This is a genomic window from Variovorax guangxiensis (assembly GCF_003952165.1).
Taxonomy (GTDB): domain Bacteria; phylum Pseudomonadota; class Gammaproteobacteria; order Burkholderiales; family Burkholderiaceae_C; genus Variovorax; species Variovorax guangxiensis.
Window position 1 is genome coordinate 120,887 of the sequence record NZ_RXFT01000016.1, and the last position, 12,746, is coordinate 133,632.

Sequence of the window (12,746 nt, forward strand, 5' to 3'; positions counted from 1 at the left end):
AGAGTGAAAGAAGGATGAGGGAGGTGTGTTGACACCCAGAAGCAGCAAAGGCGCCGGCTGACCTTGACGGTCGGCACGGCGCCTTCTCAGCGGGCGCGGTGTTAGCGAAGTTCCGCTAACAGCGAACGATCAGCATTGGCTGTCGAGCCCATCGGCAGAAAAGTTCCTGCCCTCAGTGCGCGCGACACCTTGCAGACAGACGGGCGTCTTGCCACGGATGGCCGTGTCCAACATGGCGAAGTCCATACGACGCAGCATCGCGGCTTGCATCCAGACGGTGTTGCCCTTGGCGGTATGCAGGCACACCGCCTCCTCGCCACAAGCCTCGTAGCGCGTGATGACGGCCATGATGTTTTCTGGGCCGCTGTTGGTGCTGGTCGCGGGAGATTGGGCTGACGATACAGGTGTCTCAGCGCCTCGCTGGGGGTTGCCGGCCGCGATCATGTCAGCCGCCTTCTGCAGCTTGGCCTGTTCGACTTGCTCAGCAGCAGTGGAGTCTGCTGCTCTCGCTGGGGTCACAGACTGACCTGCGGTCGACGAAGGGGTGGCAGACGCTGCGCCCGCAGAGGATGCAGCCGACTGCCCGTACTGCATCGATGCCGGCACGGCCTTTCCACGGGCTTTGAGGACGTTGCGCACGTACTCATCGAAAGCCAGCGCGTTGGACGCGACTTTCAGATACGGCGTCGTTGTCGCGGTGCTGTAGCTGACGGACGTGCTGAACGTGTTCTTTCCTTCGTCTTTCACGATCTTGTACGCAACGGGTAGCCGCAAAGGCGCTTCGCTGACTCTGTCGCCAGTCACGCTTCGGATCACCGCGGCGTCGATCTGAAATTGCTGCGGTCTTTGAACCTCCGAGAAGAGTTCGGGAATGCCGTACTTGAGGGAGGAGCCCAACGGATCGCCCATCCAGTCCATGTAGAAGTTCATCTTCTGGACCACGGTTGGCTTGAAAGCAAGTGTCAGGTGGACCTCGCAGGACCGGCGCTTGATTGATTCGTCATAGGACGTCACAGCAGGCGCTCCGGCTTCAAGGGACACGAAATCGGCCGACTTGAACTTGTAGTTGCCGAGGTCTTCGTCGTGTCCCTTTCCGACCATCCTCAGCACCGACTCGATGCGCTGTGGATCGTTGCATGGAGGGGCTTCGGGGCTGCAGCCGATGAGCAATGCGGAGGTCGAGATGACCATGGCCACAATGCACAGTCTGGATATGGCCTTACGAATGTAGTGAAGCATGATTGAGTTCTCTTCGTTCTAGCTGTTGATTGGGTCAGGCGTTCGGGTTCCGCCCGATGACCTCCAGCGATCACCCATCCACTCGTTTGATCGCGCCTCACCCTCTGAAGGCTGGCGGCTCAATACTACCAAATCGGTAGTATTTGAGGCGAGCATTGTCGGGACTATCTTGATCTTTGGACCCAAAGATCTAAATGACCGTTCTGGGGAGACGCCTCAAACAGGCGAGGCAGTTGGCCGGCTTGTCACAAGAACAAGTTGGCATTGAAGCCGACCTTGATCCGATGTCTGCCAGCACGCGAATGAATCGCTACGAGTTGGGCAAGCGAGCGCCTGCGTATGAGTTGGTGGAAAGGTTTGCGAAAGTGCTTGGCGTCCCGACTGCATATTTCTATGCGGTAGCCGATGACGAGGCTCAGCTCCTGCTTGCGTTCAGCAAGCTACCGAAAACCAAGAGATCACAAGCGGTCGAGTACGTCGTTGGCTTGAGCAAGTAGATGCCGCATCAAGCACGGCGAGGTTTATCTCAGTACTCCTCGGGCAGTAGCAACGTCGTGACGGTGCGATTTGCCTCAGTGATCAACCAAATGCGGTTGTCGTCCTCGTCCACTTGCGCTAATGTCTGCTCCTTCTTTGCGGCGTCTTTGCCCAACCTCTTGAGCGGCAGTCGATAGACCGACAGCACGCGATTGCCGTGCACGAGAGCGTCTTCGTTGGTCTGCGCATCCTCGGCACAGCATTCGCCCCAGTCGCCTGAGACGTGGAGCGCCAGCAGGGCAAGCGGATGGCTGTTCGTGCGGTGCATGAGTTCGAGAGCACCCGGGGTGGCAACGACGCGGCCGAGTTCGAAGCGTGGCGCGCCGTCGCGCTTGGTATGGCCGGAGGGAAGTTTTTTCATGATTGATTGCTCAAAATGAAACGCCCATGCGGCAGCGCGCCTAGGCCTGTGGAGGCAAGGCGTGCTGACGGAGGACGAGGGGTTGGAAAAGAAAAACAGCCGCAGCGGCTACCGGGTGGTCCGGCTCCTACTGCGGCTGCGGGGGCTTACACACGGGCATGGTCCTGCCTAGCTTGCGCCCAGCAGGTTTCTACCCGCCGGTATATTGTAGCACAAAAACAACACATTGCCAGCGAGGCGACTCCCCTTCGCTGGACGGGAAAACGCTGTTTTTTGACGGTTTTGGGCGCGCTGCGTAGGGGTGCCCAAGCAGCCCGGCGGCGAGGCCCAAACGGGCCTAACGGCCCCTCGGAGGGCACGCCCCAAGGGCAACAACCACGCGCCCCACCAAGCCCCAAAACCACCAGCCAACCGCAACCACATGTGCCGCGCGCCCAGGACAAACCAAAACATGGGCAAAACCATGGCATGCGGCCCATTGGCCCGCGCTGCAAGCCCAGCGCCCAGCAAAAAGCCTCTGTGGCAGGGGCTGTTACAGGGGCTCGAGTTTGGCGGAGAGTGTGAGATTCGAACTCACGGACGCTTTCACGTCGGCAGTTTTCAAGACTGCTGGTTTAAACCACTCACCCAACTCTCCGGAGCCGGCGATTTTATGCCGACCGTGGCGTCCTACTCCTCGTCGGGCAGGAACATGGCCTGCAGGTCGCTCAGGAAGTCGAGGCCGCGCTCGGTCGGCCATACGCGGAACAGGTCTCGGGCAATGAGGCCCTTGCGCTCGGCCTCTTCGAGGCCGCGCTGGATCGACGTCATCGCCAGCCCGGTGCGTTCGCTGAACTGCGGCAGCGTGAAGCCCTGTTTCAGCCGCAGCGCATTCAGCATGAATTCGAACGGCAGGTCTGCCAGCGCCACTTCGTCGCTCTGCGACACGGCGGCGCCGGCGCGTGCGTTATCCATATACAGGCGCGGTTCGCGAAAACGCACCTGCCGCACGATGCGGTGCGCGAAGCTCAGCTTGCTGTGCGCGCCGGCGCCGATGCCGAGGTAGTCGCCGAATTGCCAGTAGTTGAGGTTGTGCGCGCACTGGTGCCCCTCGCGTGCATAGGCCGAGATCTCGTAGCGCGACATGCCGCTGGCACTGGTGCGCTCGGTGATGCGGTCGAGCATGGCGTAGGCGATGTCGTCCTCGGGCAGGGCCGGCGGGAACTTGGCGAACCAGGTGTTGGGCTCGATGGTCAGGTGGTAGACCGAAATGTGCGGCGGAGCGAGCGCCAGCGCCTGCGAGAGGTCGGCCTCGAGGCCTTCCAGGGTCTGGCCCGGCAGGGCGTACATCAGGTCTAGGTTGAAGGTGTCGAAGGTGCTCGCTGCCTCTTCGAGGGCGGCAATGGCCTGCGCGCGGTCGTGCACGCGGCCCAGCGCCTTCAGGTGCTCGTCGTTGAAGCTCTGCACGCCCACCGACAGGCGCGTGACGCCGGCCGAGCGGTACGCGCGGAAGCGGTTGCGCTCGAAGGTGCCGGGGTTGGCTTCGAGCGTGATCTCGCAATCGGGCGTGAGCTTCAGGCGTGCGCGCACGTCGCTCAGCAGGCGGTCGATGGCCTGCGGCGAGAACAGGCTGGGCGTGCCGCCGCCGATGAAGATGGTGTGGACGCTGCGGCCCCAGATGAGCGGCAAGGCGGCATCGAGGTCCGCCACCAGCGCGTCGATGTAGGCGGCTTCGGGAATGCCGTCGATGTCGGCCTCGCTGGCGGCGCGCCATTCGTGCGAATTGAAGTCGCAGTACGGGCACTTGCGCAGGCACCACGGCAGGTGGATGTAGAGCGACAGCGGCGGCAGCGCGCTGAGCTGCAGCGGGCCTGGGCGCATCCAGTGCAGGACGTCGTTGGCGTGCTGCGCGCCGGCGGGCTGCGCCGGCTGAATCGGGAAGGTGGTAGCCATCTATCGACCGCCGGTCAGAACCAGCGCTCGCGCATCAGCACCAGCATGGCCTGTGCCGCGCGGCCGCGGTGGCTGTTAGCGTTCTTCACCTCGGGCGTCAGCTGCGCGAAGGTCTTGCCGAAGGACGGCAGGTACATGACGGGGTCGAAGCCGAAGCCGTTGTCGCCGATGGGCGCGGGCGCGATCTCGCCGACCACGCGGCCTACGGCGATGAGCGGCTCGGGGTCGTCGTGGCTGCGCAGCGCGACCAGCGTGCTGACGAGCGCGGCGCGGCGGTTGGCGACGCCGTCGAGCTGCTCGAGCAGGGCCTTCACGTTGTTGGCGTCGCCCTTGGCGTAGCCGAACTGCGTGGCGTAGTAGGCGGTGTCGACGCCCGGCAGGCCGCCGAAGGCATCGACGCACAGGCCGGCGTCGTCGGCGATGGCCGGCAGGCCGGTGGCGGCGCTGGCATGGCGCGCCTTGGTCAGCGCGTTCTCGACGAAGGTACGGAAGGGTTCTTCGGCCTCGCTCACCCCCAGCGCCGACTGCGGCACGAGGGTGACGGCGAGCTCCGCGAACAGTTGCTGGAGTTCGGCGAGCTTGCCCGCGTTGTTGGAAGCCAGAACCAGTTTCATGAATTCGCCAGTGGATGCGTCAGTTGGAAAGCAGTGCCTGCTTCTGCAGTTCCACGAGTTCGCCGATGCCCTTCTCGGCCAGGCCGAGCAGGATGTTCATTTCTTCGCGCGTGAAGGCCACGCCTTCGGCCGTGCCCTGCACTTCGACGAAATGGCCGGCGCCCGTCATGACGACGTTCATGTCGGTGTCGCAGGCCGAGTCTTCGGTGTATTCCAGGTCGAGCAGCGGCGTACCGCCGACGATGCCGACCGAGATGGCCGCCACGTGCCCCTTGATGGGCGATGCGGCAATGGCGCCCGAGGCCAGCAGCTTGTTGACGGCGTCCTGCGCGGCGACGAAGGCGCCGGTGATGGCCGCGGTGCGCGTGCCGCCGTCGGCCTGCAGCACGTCGCAGTCGAGGTGGATGGTGCGTTCGCCGAGCGCGGCGAGATCGAACACGGCGCGCATCGAGCGGCCGATGAGGCGCTGGATTTCCTGCGTGCGGCCGGTCTGCTTGCCCTTGGCGGCCTCGCGGCTGCTGCGGGTGTGGGTGGCGCGCGGCAGCATGCCGTATTCGGCCGTGACCCAGCCTTCGCCGCTGCCCTTCTTGTGCGGCGGCACTTTTTCCTCGACGGAGGCGGTGCACAGCACGCGGGTCTGGCCGAACTCGATGAGCACGGAGCCTTCGGCGTGGATGGTGAAACCGCGGGTGATGCGCACCGGGCGCAGCTGGTCGGCGGCGCGGCCGCCGCTTCGTGTGAAAGCAGTCATTGTTCGGGAACCGGAAAAGAAAAAAAAGAAGGCCGCGCTCAGGTCTTGCGCGCCGCCGATCTGCGGATGGCTTCGTTGATCTCGGCGATGGAGCGCTCGATGGCGTCCTCGTCGAGGTCGTCGATCTCGTTGTCGGAGGGCATGCCGGCCTGGATGGTCGAGGCGAAGACGCCGTCCTCGATGGTCTCGGTGGAAACTCCGCTGCGGTCGTCCGCGCTGTCGGGCATTTCCCATTCGAGCGCGATGAGCGTGACGTTGTCGCTGTGGGAGCCGCCCTTGCGCAGGGCCATCTCGGCGAGGTCGGGGGCAGCGTCGGACACGGGCTTGCCGGAGGAAAGCGTGTGCACGATGAGTTCGTCGTCGAGCACGCCCCAGACGCCGTCCGAGCACAGCATGATGCGGTCGCCGCGCTGCAGCTGCAGCGGCGCCGAAACGTCGAAGAGCGGCGTGGTCGGCGAGCCCAGGCAGGTCAGCAGCAGGTTGCGGTTGACGGGCATGTCGGAGCCGTGCGGCTTCGGGCGTTCGGCGTGCGAATGGTCGCGCGTGCGCACCAGCAGGCGGCCGTCGCGCACGACGTACAGGCGCGAATCGCCGCAATGCATCCAGGTGGCGGCGTTGTTCTGGAGCACGGCCGCCACGACGGTGGTGCGCGGCGTGTCGAGCATGGCCTTGTGGCTCGCGTAGCGCATGATCTGCTGATGCGCGGCCATGGCCGATTCAGCGAGGAAGGATTTCACGTCCTTCACCATCGGGCGCGCCTCGCGCTGGTAGAGCGCGGCAATGGTCTGCAGCGCGAGCTGCGCCGCCACTTCGCCTTCCGGGTGGCCTCCCATGCCGTCGGCCAGCACGAACAACCCCGATTCCCGCGTGTAGCAATAGCCCATGCGGTCTTCGTTCTTGAGACGCCCGCCCTTGCGGCTGACCTGGAAGACGGAGAATTTCATGATGTCATGCAGGGCGCGTGGTCGGCGCGGCAGCCTTGGGCAGGGCCTTCTTGTCGAAGGAGCGGATGTTGTCGATCGACAGGCGCACTTTCTCGCCCACGGTGAGCTTGGTGTAGCGCCGCTCGCCTTCGCGGCTGAGTTCCTTCTGCAGCGCGAAGACCGACTGCGGGCGCGACAGCGGGTCGAGCGACATGCACCACTCGACCACTTCGATCAGGTTGTCGGAGTACACGCCGCGCAGCCGCGAGAGCGACAGGCTGAGGCGGTCTTTTTCGATGCGCCGCGGCGCGTCGTTGGGCGGATAGCCCTGCATGCAGGCGTAGATGCAGGCGCCGATGGCGTAGATGTCGGTCCAGGGGCCCATGGACGAATCGCGCCGGTACATCTCGGGGGCGGCGAAGCCTGGGGTGTACATCGGGCGGATGAAGATGCCCTCCTTGCTGAGCACTTCGCGCGCGGCGCCGAAGTCGATGAGCACGGCGCGGTCGTCGTCGGTGACGAAGATGTTGGCCGGCTTGATGTCCAGGTGCAGCATCTTGTACTGGTGGACGATGCGCAGGCCGCGCAGGATCTCGTCGAAGAGCGAACGGATGGTCGACTCGCGGAACACCTTCTGCTTCTTCAGGTCGCGCGCCGTGACCACGAAATCCTGCAGGGTCGCGCCCTCCAGGTAATTCATGACCATGTAGACGGTCTCGTTCTCGCGGAAGAAATTGAGCACGCTGACCACCGACGCGTGCGAGATCTGCGCCAGCGAGCGCCCTTCCTCGAAGAAGCTCTTCAGGCCCAGCCGGTACAGCGACAGTTTCTCCGGCGGCACCTGTGGCGCAAGCTCGCCCGGACCCCGCGTGGCCAGTGACGACGGCAGATATTCCTTGATGGCCACCTGCTGGCCGCTGGAATCGATGGCGAGGTAGACGACCCCGAAACCGCCCGCGGAAAGCCGGCGTACAACGCGGTAACCACCAATGACCGTATCGGGCGGCAGGGGCGTAGGCTTGACCTTTGACATAATCCGGGAGTTTCGCCCGAAGGCGATGGTGCGGCAAGCGAACGCCGTGCCGGCGCCTCGGCGCATGCAAGCAAAACCACAGTGAGGCGCAATGCCAGTTTACAGCATGACCGGCTACGCCAGCGGCCAGAACGGGCCCGCAGGCAGCCACTCCGAAGCCGAAGCACGGCCTTCCGCCGCGGGCCGGCTCGGGGTTGAAATCCGCTCGGTCAACAGCCGCTTCCTCGATCTCACCTTCAAGCTGCCGGAAGAACTCCGCCAGCACGAAACCGCCCTGCGCGAACTGCTCACGGCCAAGCTCAAGCGCGGCAAGGTCGAAGTGCGCGCCGCCATCGAAAGCACCTCTTCCTCGGGCGTGGTCGAGCCCTCCGTCAAGCTGCTGCAGCGGCTCAATGGCGTGCAGGACAGCATCAAGGCATGGCTGCCGGGCGCACGCGAACTCAGCGTGGCCGACGTGCTGCGCCTGGCCGGCGGCGACAGCGCCACGCGCGGCGATTGGGGCCCCGACCTGCTCGACGTGACGGGCAAGGCGCTCGAAGGCCTGATCTCGGCCCGCCAGCGCGAAGGCGCCCGGCTGGCCAAGATGCTCGAAGCCCACCTCGCGCAACTGCGCACCCTGGTGCAGCAGGCCGGTCCGCTGGTTCCGCAGCTGGTCGAACAGCAACGCACCCGGTTCCTGGAGCGCTGGCAGGAAGCCATGGGCCTGAGCGCCGGAACGGGCGGCACGCCGCCCGAGGCTGCTCAAGACCGTGCACTGACCGAAGCGACCGCGTTCGCCATCCGCATCGACGTGGCGGAAGAGCTCACCCGGCTGAACTCGCATCTCGACGAGATCGAGCGCCTGCTCAAGAAGGGCGGCGAGATCGGCAAGCGCCTCGACTTCCTGATCCAGGAGCTGCACCGCGAGGCCAACACCCTGGGCTCGAAGTCTGCGGCGCTGGAACTCACGCGCATCGGCGTGGACATGAAGGTTCTGATCGAGCAGATGCGCGAGCAGGTCCAGAACATCGAATGACGACGAAGACGAGCGAGAGAATGGACTACCCCGGCAATATCTTCGTGGTGGCGGCGCCCAGCGGCGCGGGCAAGTCGAGCCTGGTGAAGGCGCTGATGGAGCTCGATTCGGCGGTGCAGCCTTCGGTGTCGCACACGACCCGGTCGCCGCGCGGACAGGAAAAGCACGGCCGCGAATACTTTTTTGCCTCGCCGACGGAGTTCGACGCCATGATCGCGGCCGACGGCTTCGTGGAATGGGCCCATGTGCACGGCCACCGCTACGGCACCTCGAAGAAGGCCGTCGAGGACCGCATCGCCCAGGGGGCCGACGTGATCCTGGAGATCGACTTCCAGGGCGCGTTGCAGATCCGCAAGACCTTCGCCAATGCGGTCATGATCTTCATCCTGCCGCCCAGCTGGGAAGAACTGCGCTCCCGGCTCGAACGGCGCGGTGAAGACAGCGCCTCGGTCATCGAATTGCGCCTGAAGAACGCCGCCGAAGAGATGGCCCAGGCCGGGCAATTCGACTTCGTTATAATCAACGAGTTATTTGAGCGGGCACTTTTCGATCTCAAGGCGATCGTCCACGCTCAGCGGCTTCGGTATTCCGCACAACGCCGAGCGCGTGCCGACACCTTCGCCGCACTGAACATCCCCTGATTTCCGAGCCCGCCGCTCACCAGACCGACCGAAAGATCCTCATCATGGCCCGCATCACCGTCGAAGATTGTCTCGTCAACATTCCGAACCGCTTCCAGCTCGTCCTGGCCGCCACCTACCGTGCGCGCATGCTGAGCCAGGGCCACGCACCCAAGATCGAGAGCAAGAACAAGCCGGCAGTGACCGCCCTGCGCGAGATCGCCGAAGGCAAGATCGGCCTTGAAATGCTCAAGAAGGTGCCGGGCTGATCTGACGCAGCCCTGCAACGAAAAGGCACCGCAAAGCGGTGCTTTTTTTATGTCCGGACGCGTGCACACATCGGTCACGCTAAAGTGGTAGGCATGAGCGCGGTCGCCAAATCTCAGTCCCATGCCCCCAAAGGCACGCCGAAGCCGAGCCCGGCGGCGCTGAATGCGGCCGCAGCGAGCTTCGCCGCGCTCACCGCTCGACTGGACTACCTGAGCCCCGAAGACACCGAACTGGTCCGCCGCGCCTACCGCTTCGCGGACGAGGCGCACCTGGGGCAGCTGCGCAACAGCGGCGAGCCGTACATCACCCACCCGATCGCCGTGGCGGCGCAGTGCGCCGAATGGAAGCTCGACGCGCAGGCACTGATGGCCGCCCTGCTGCACGACGCCATCGAAGACTGCGGTGTCACCAAGCCCGAGCTCATCGAGCGCTTCGGCGCCCCGGTCGCCGAACTGGTCGACGGGCTCACCAAGCTCGACAAGCTGCAGTTCAACACCCGCGAGGAAAACCAGGCCGAGTCCTTCCGCAAGATGCTTCTGGCCATGGCGCGCGACGTGCGCGTCATCCTGGTCAAGCTGGCGGACCGCACGCACAACATGCGCACGCTGGCCGATGCGCCGCGTGAGAAGTGGGGCCGGATCTCGCGCGAAACGCTCGACATCTACGCACCTATCGCGCACCGACTGGGGCTGAACCAGACCTACCGCGAGTTGCAGGAGCTGTCGTTCCGGCATCTGAAACCGTGGCGTTATGCGACGCTGTCCAAGGCCGTCGCCAAGGCCCGCGGGCGCCGGCGAGACCTGATCCAGAAAGTGCAGAAGGAGGTCGAGGCCGCCTTTTCCGCCGCCGGGATGACGCTGCGGATCGCCGGCCGCGAGAAGACGCTCTATTCCATCTACCGCAAGATGGAAGAAAAGCACCTGAGCTTCGCCCAGGTGACCGACATCTACGGCTTCCGCCTGATCGTGCCGAACGTGATCGCCTGCTACACCGGGCTCGGCATCCTGCACCAGATGTACAAGCCCCTGCCGGGCAAATTCAAGGACCACATCGCGATCGCCAAGCTCAACGGCTACCAGTCGCTGCACACCACGCTCGTGGGGCCGGCCGGCGTGAGCGTCGAGTTCCAGCTGCGCACCGAGGCCATGCACGTGGTGGCCGAATCGGGCGTGGCCGCCCACTGGCTCTACAAGGCGGCCGAGCCGAATGCGGCCAGCAACGACCGGCTGGGCACCAAGTGGCTGCAGTCGCTGCTCGACATCCAGGACGAGACGCGCGACGCGGCCGAGTTCTGGGACCATGTCAAGGTCGACCTGTTTCCCGACGCGGTCTACGTCTTCACGCCCAAGAGCCAGATCATGGCGCTGCCGCGCGGGGCGACGGTGGTCGACTTCGCCTACGCCATCCACAGCAACATCGGCGACCACACCTCGGCCGCGCGCATCAACGGCGACCAGGTGCCCCTGCGCACCGAGCTCAAGAACGGCGACGTGGTCGAAGTGATCACCGCGCCGGTTTCCACGCCCAATCCGGCCTGGCTGGGCTTCGTGCGCACCGGCCGCGCGCGCTCGAAGATCCGCCACTACCTGAAGACGCTGGCGCATGCCGAGTCCGAAGGGCTGGGTGAAAAGCTGCTCGCTCAGGCGCTGCGCGCCGAGGGGCTGAGCAAGCTGCCCGAGGAAGACGAAGAGCACCAGGCGCTGTGGGAGAAGCTGCTGCGCTTCACCGGCAACCGCACGCGCTCCGAGTTGCTGACCGATATCGGCCTGGGCAAGCGCATCGCAAGCATCGTCGCCAAGCGGCTGGTAGCGATGCTGACCGAACTGGGCGAGCGGCCCGACGCGCTGCTGCTGAGCCGCGAGCGCTTCATCTCGCACGAAACGGTGTCGCAGGGCGCGGTCACGCTGGACGGCAGCGAGAACTCGTCGGTGCGCTTTGCGCTGTGCTGCAGGCCGATTCCAGGCGACTCGATCGTCGGGTATCTCGGCCATGGCGAAGGTCTGGTGGTGCACACGGAAGAATGCGGCGTCGGCCAGCGGCTGCGCCACAAGGACAGCGAACGCTTCTTCGCCGTCGAGTGGGCGGACGAGCCCACGCGTGCGTTCGAGACCGGGGTTGTCATCACCGTGCGCAACGACAAGGGCGTGCTGGCGCGCGTCGCGGCGACGCTGGCCGATGCGGAAGCAGACATCACGCACGTGGAAATGGCCGACGAGACTCCACAGGATTCGACGGATCTGCGCTTCGTGATCGCGGTGCGCGACCGTGCGCATCTGGATGCGGTGCTGCGGGCGGCGCGGCGCACGGCATCGGTGCTGACCGCTTCCAGGACGATTCCCGCGCCCTGACCCGATGGCCCTGCCGGGCCGGGCTACGAAGCTCCGGCCGGGCGCGGCGCCGGGTAGCTCACGGACAGGATCTCTATATCGTGCGCCCCGCCGGGCGTCACCAGCTTCACGACATCGCCTTCGCGCGACTTCAGCAGGGCCCGGGCGATCGGCGAGATCCAGCTGACCTGCGACTTCGCGCTTTCCGCTTCGTCGATGCCGAGGATCGTCACGCTGCGTTCATCACCGGTCTCGTCGGCATAGAGGACGGTGGCGCCGAAGAAGACCTGATCGCGGCCGTGGTGCACCGACGGATCGGTGACCTCCGCGATTTCGAGGCGCTTGGTGAGGAAGCGGATGCGCCGGTCGATCTCGCGCAGGCGCTTCTTGCCGTAGAGGTAGTCGCCGTTCTCCGAGCGGTCGCCGTTCTTGGCGGCCCAATGGACGGTCTCGACGATCTTCGGGCGCTCCTCGTCCATCAGCTGCAGCAGCTCGTCGCGCAGGCGCGCGTAGCCTTCGGGGGTGATGTAGTTCTTGCCGCCCGCAGGAAGCGGAGGCGAGGCACCGTCGGCGCCGTCGTCGTCTGCGTCGGAATCCGTTTCCTTGGTGAATGCCTTGTTCACGCCAAACCTCCAAAAGAAAAAAGCCCGCAACTCGCGTTGCGGGCTTTCTTTATAGTGGTGCGGCTGGCAGGAATCGAACCCACGACCCCTTGGTTCGTAGCCAAGTACTCTATCCAGCTGAGCTACAGCCGCACAGCTTGCGATTATAGCCCGCTTTAATGGCCATTCTCGAACTATTCGGGTTAATTGGAGCGAAAGACTGAAAAGAAAAATGCCCGGAAGACGAATCTTCCGGGCATTTTCAAGATGGTGCGGCTGGCAGGAATCGAACCCACGACCCCTTGGTTCGTAGCCAAGTACTCTATCCAGCTGAGCTACAGCCGCGAAGCTTTCGATTATAGCCTGATTTTTGGCTGCTCCCCGAAAGCATGGCAAGACGTTGCAATATCGAATCGCCGAAGGGAGGGTGGTAGGCCGTGCTGGGCTTGAACCAGCGACCAACGGATTATGAGTCCGCTGCTCTAACCAACTGAGCTAACGGCCCACGCGGCACGATTCTAT

Annotated in this window: 13 protein-coding genes and 4 tRNA genes; 5 read left to right on the forward strand and 12 right to left on the reverse strand. The window is 64.6% G+C overall.

The annotated features are described in order from the left end of the window. Positions 1–129: 129 nt before the first annotated feature. Entirely contained in the window at positions 130–1,239 is a 1,110-nt protein-coding gene (locus tag EJP67_RS28180) for a hypothetical protein (RefSeq protein ID WP_126025042.1), read from the reverse strand. 194 nt (positions 1,240–1,433) lie between these two features. On the opposite strand from EJP67_RS28180, the gene EJP67_RS28185 reads away from it, so the two are divergent. Beyond that, positions 1,434–1,736, forward strand: coding sequence for a helix-turn-helix domain-containing protein (locus EJP67_RS28185; RefSeq protein ID WP_126025043.1), 303 nt, complete (start codon positions 1,434–1,436; stop codon positions 1,734–1,736). Positions 1,737–1,765: 29 nt separating this feature from the next. On the opposite strand, the gene EJP67_RS28190 is transcribed toward EJP67_RS28185, so the two are convergent. The 7 genes from EJP67_RS28190 to EJP67_RS28220 all read right to left on the reverse strand — a co-directional run bounded on the left by EJP67_RS28190 (position 1,766) and on the right by EJP67_RS28220 (position 7,390). Continuing rightward, on the reverse strand, positions 1,766–2,137 hold the full coding sequence (locus EJP67_RS28190) for a type I restriction endonuclease subunit M (RefSeq protein ID WP_126025044.1): 372 nt from the start codon (positions 2,135–2,137) through the stop codon (positions 1,766–1,768). Between the two features lie 549 nt (positions 2,138–2,686). Beyond that, positions 2,687–2,774: transfer RNA gene (locus tag EJP67_RS28195), tRNA-Ser, on the reverse strand. A gap of 32 nt (positions 2,775–2,806) precedes the next feature. Continuing rightward, on the reverse strand, positions 2,807–4,069 hold the full coding sequence (hemW, locus tag EJP67_RS28200; RefSeq protein WP_126025045.1) for a radical SAM family heme chaperone HemW: 1,263 nt from the start codon (positions 4,067–4,069) through the stop codon (positions 2,807–2,809). A 14-nt stretch (positions 4,070–4,083) separates the two neighbouring features. Further along, positions 4,084–4,683, reverse strand: coding sequence for an RdgB/HAM1 family non-canonical purine NTP pyrophosphatase (rdgB, locus tag EJP67_RS28205; protein WP_126025046.1), 600 nt, complete (start codon positions 4,681–4,683; stop codon positions 4,084–4,086). 19 nt (positions 4,684–4,702) lie between these two features. Continuing rightward, positions 4,703–5,434 (reverse strand): ribonuclease PH, encoded by a 732-nt coding sequence (gene rph / locus EJP67_RS28210; RefSeq protein ID WP_126025047.1) that lies wholly within the window; start codon positions 5,432–5,434, stop codon positions 4,703–4,705. 38 nt (positions 5,435–5,472) lie between these two features. Continuing rightward, complete coding sequence (locus EJP67_RS28215; RefSeq protein ID WP_126025048.1) at positions 5,473–6,378, reverse strand: PP2C family protein-serine/threonine phosphatase; 906 nt, start codon at positions 6,376–6,378, stop codon at positions 5,473–5,475. Between the two features lie 4 nt (positions 6,379–6,382). Beyond that, complete coding sequence (locus EJP67_RS28220) at positions 6,383–7,390, reverse strand: serine/threonine protein kinase (RefSeq protein WP_126025049.1); 1,008 nt, start codon at positions 7,388–7,390, stop codon at positions 6,383–6,385. A gap of 91 nt (positions 7,391–7,481) precedes the next feature. Between EJP67_RS28220 and EJP67_RS28225 the strand changes: the two genes are divergently transcribed. The 4 genes from EJP67_RS28225 to EJP67_RS28240 all read left to right on the forward strand — a co-directional run bounded on the left by EJP67_RS28225 (position 7,482) and on the right by EJP67_RS28240 (position 11,643). Further along, positions 7,482–8,405, forward strand: a complete 924-nt coding sequence (locus tag EJP67_RS28225; protein WP_126025050.1) for a YicC/YloC family endoribonuclease — start codon at positions 7,482–7,484, stop codon at positions 8,403–8,405. A 20-nt stretch (positions 8,406–8,425) separates the two neighbouring features. After that, positions 8,426–9,046, forward strand: coding sequence for a guanylate kinase (gene gmk / locus EJP67_RS28230; protein ID WP_093209718.1), 621 nt, complete (start codon positions 8,426–8,428; stop codon positions 9,044–9,046). 44 nt (positions 9,047–9,090) lie between these two features. After that, positions 9,091–9,294 (forward strand): DNA-directed RNA polymerase subunit omega, encoded by a 204-nt coding sequence (gene rpoZ, locus EJP67_RS28235; protein ID WP_007835875.1) that lies wholly within the window; start codon positions 9,091–9,093, stop codon positions 9,292–9,294. 93 nt (positions 9,295–9,387) lie between these two features. Next, positions 9,388–11,643 (forward strand): RelA/SpoT family protein, encoded by a 2,256-nt coding sequence (locus tag EJP67_RS28240; RefSeq protein ID WP_126025051.1) that lies wholly within the window; start codon positions 9,388–9,390, stop codon positions 11,641–11,643. Between the two features lie 23 nt (positions 11,644–11,666). Here EJP67_RS28240 and greB read toward each other — a convergent pair whose 3' ends face one another. From greB to EJP67_RS28260, 4 genes are all read right to left on the reverse strand, one after another. Then, positions 11,667–12,245: a transcription elongation factor GreB gene (gene greB, locus EJP67_RS28245; RefSeq protein WP_165909717.1), complete on the reverse strand. Its 579-nt coding sequence runs from the start codon at positions 12,243–12,245 to the stop codon at positions 11,667–11,669. A 55-nt stretch (positions 12,246–12,300) separates the two neighbouring features. Then, positions 12,301–12,377, reverse strand: a tRNA-Arg gene (locus EJP67_RS28250). Between the two features lie 115 nt (positions 12,378–12,492). Further along, a tRNA-Arg gene (locus EJP67_RS28255) sits at positions 12,493–12,569 on the reverse strand. Positions 12,570–12,652: 83 nt separating this feature from the next. Continuing rightward, positions 12,653–12,729 (reverse strand) — tRNA-Ile (locus EJP67_RS28260). Positions 12,730–12,746 lie beyond the last annotated feature (17 nt).

What these genes read in the sequence shown, in the direction of transcription:
- EJP67_RS28180 (WP_126025042.1), bottom strand. Translation starts at nt 1,239, where the DNA reads ATGCTTCACTACATTCGTAAGGCCATATCCAGACTGTGCATTGTGGCC.
- EJP67_RS28185 (WP_126025043.1), top strand. Translation starts at nt 1,434, where the DNA reads ATGACCGTTCTGGGGAGACGCCTCAAACAGGCGAGGCAGTTGGCCGGC.
- EJP67_RS28190 (WP_126025044.1), bottom strand. Translation starts at nt 2,137, where the DNA reads ATGAAAAAACTTCCCTCCGGCCATACCAAGCGCGACGGCGCGCCACGC.
- hemW (WP_126025045.1), bottom strand. Translation starts at nt 4,069, where the DNA reads ATGGCTACCACCTTCCCGATTCAGCCGGCGCAGCCCGCCGGCGCGCAG.
- rdgB (WP_126025046.1), bottom strand. Translation starts at nt 4,683, where the DNA reads ATGAAACTGGTTCTGGCTTCCAACAACGCGGGCAAGCTCGCCGAACTC.
- rph (WP_126025047.1), bottom strand. Translation starts at nt 5,434, where the DNA reads ATGACTGCTTTCACACGAAGCGGCGGCCGCGCCGCCGACCAGCTGCGC.
- EJP67_RS28215 (WP_126025048.1), bottom strand. Translation starts at nt 6,378, where the DNA reads ATGAAATTCTCCGTCTTCCAGGTCAGCCGCAAGGGCGGGCGTCTCAAG.
- EJP67_RS28220 (WP_126025049.1), bottom strand. Translation starts at nt 7,390, where the DNA reads ATGTCAAAGGTCAAGCCTACGCCCCTGCCGCCCGATACGGTCATTGGT.
- EJP67_RS28225 (WP_126025050.1), top strand. Translation starts at nt 7,482, where the DNA reads ATGCCAGTTTACAGCATGACCGGCTACGCCAGCGGCCAGAACGGGCCC.
- gmk (WP_093209718.1), top strand. Translation starts at nt 8,426, where the DNA reads ATGGACTACCCCGGCAATATCTTCGTGGTGGCGGCGCCCAGCGGCGCG.
- rpoZ (WP_007835875.1), top strand. Translation starts at nt 9,091, where the DNA reads ATGGCCCGCATCACCGTCGAAGATTGTCTCGTCAACATTCCGAACCGC.
- EJP67_RS28240 (WP_126025051.1), top strand. Translation starts at nt 9,388, where the DNA reads ATGAGCGCGGTCGCCAAATCTCAGTCCCATGCCCCCAAAGGCACGCCG.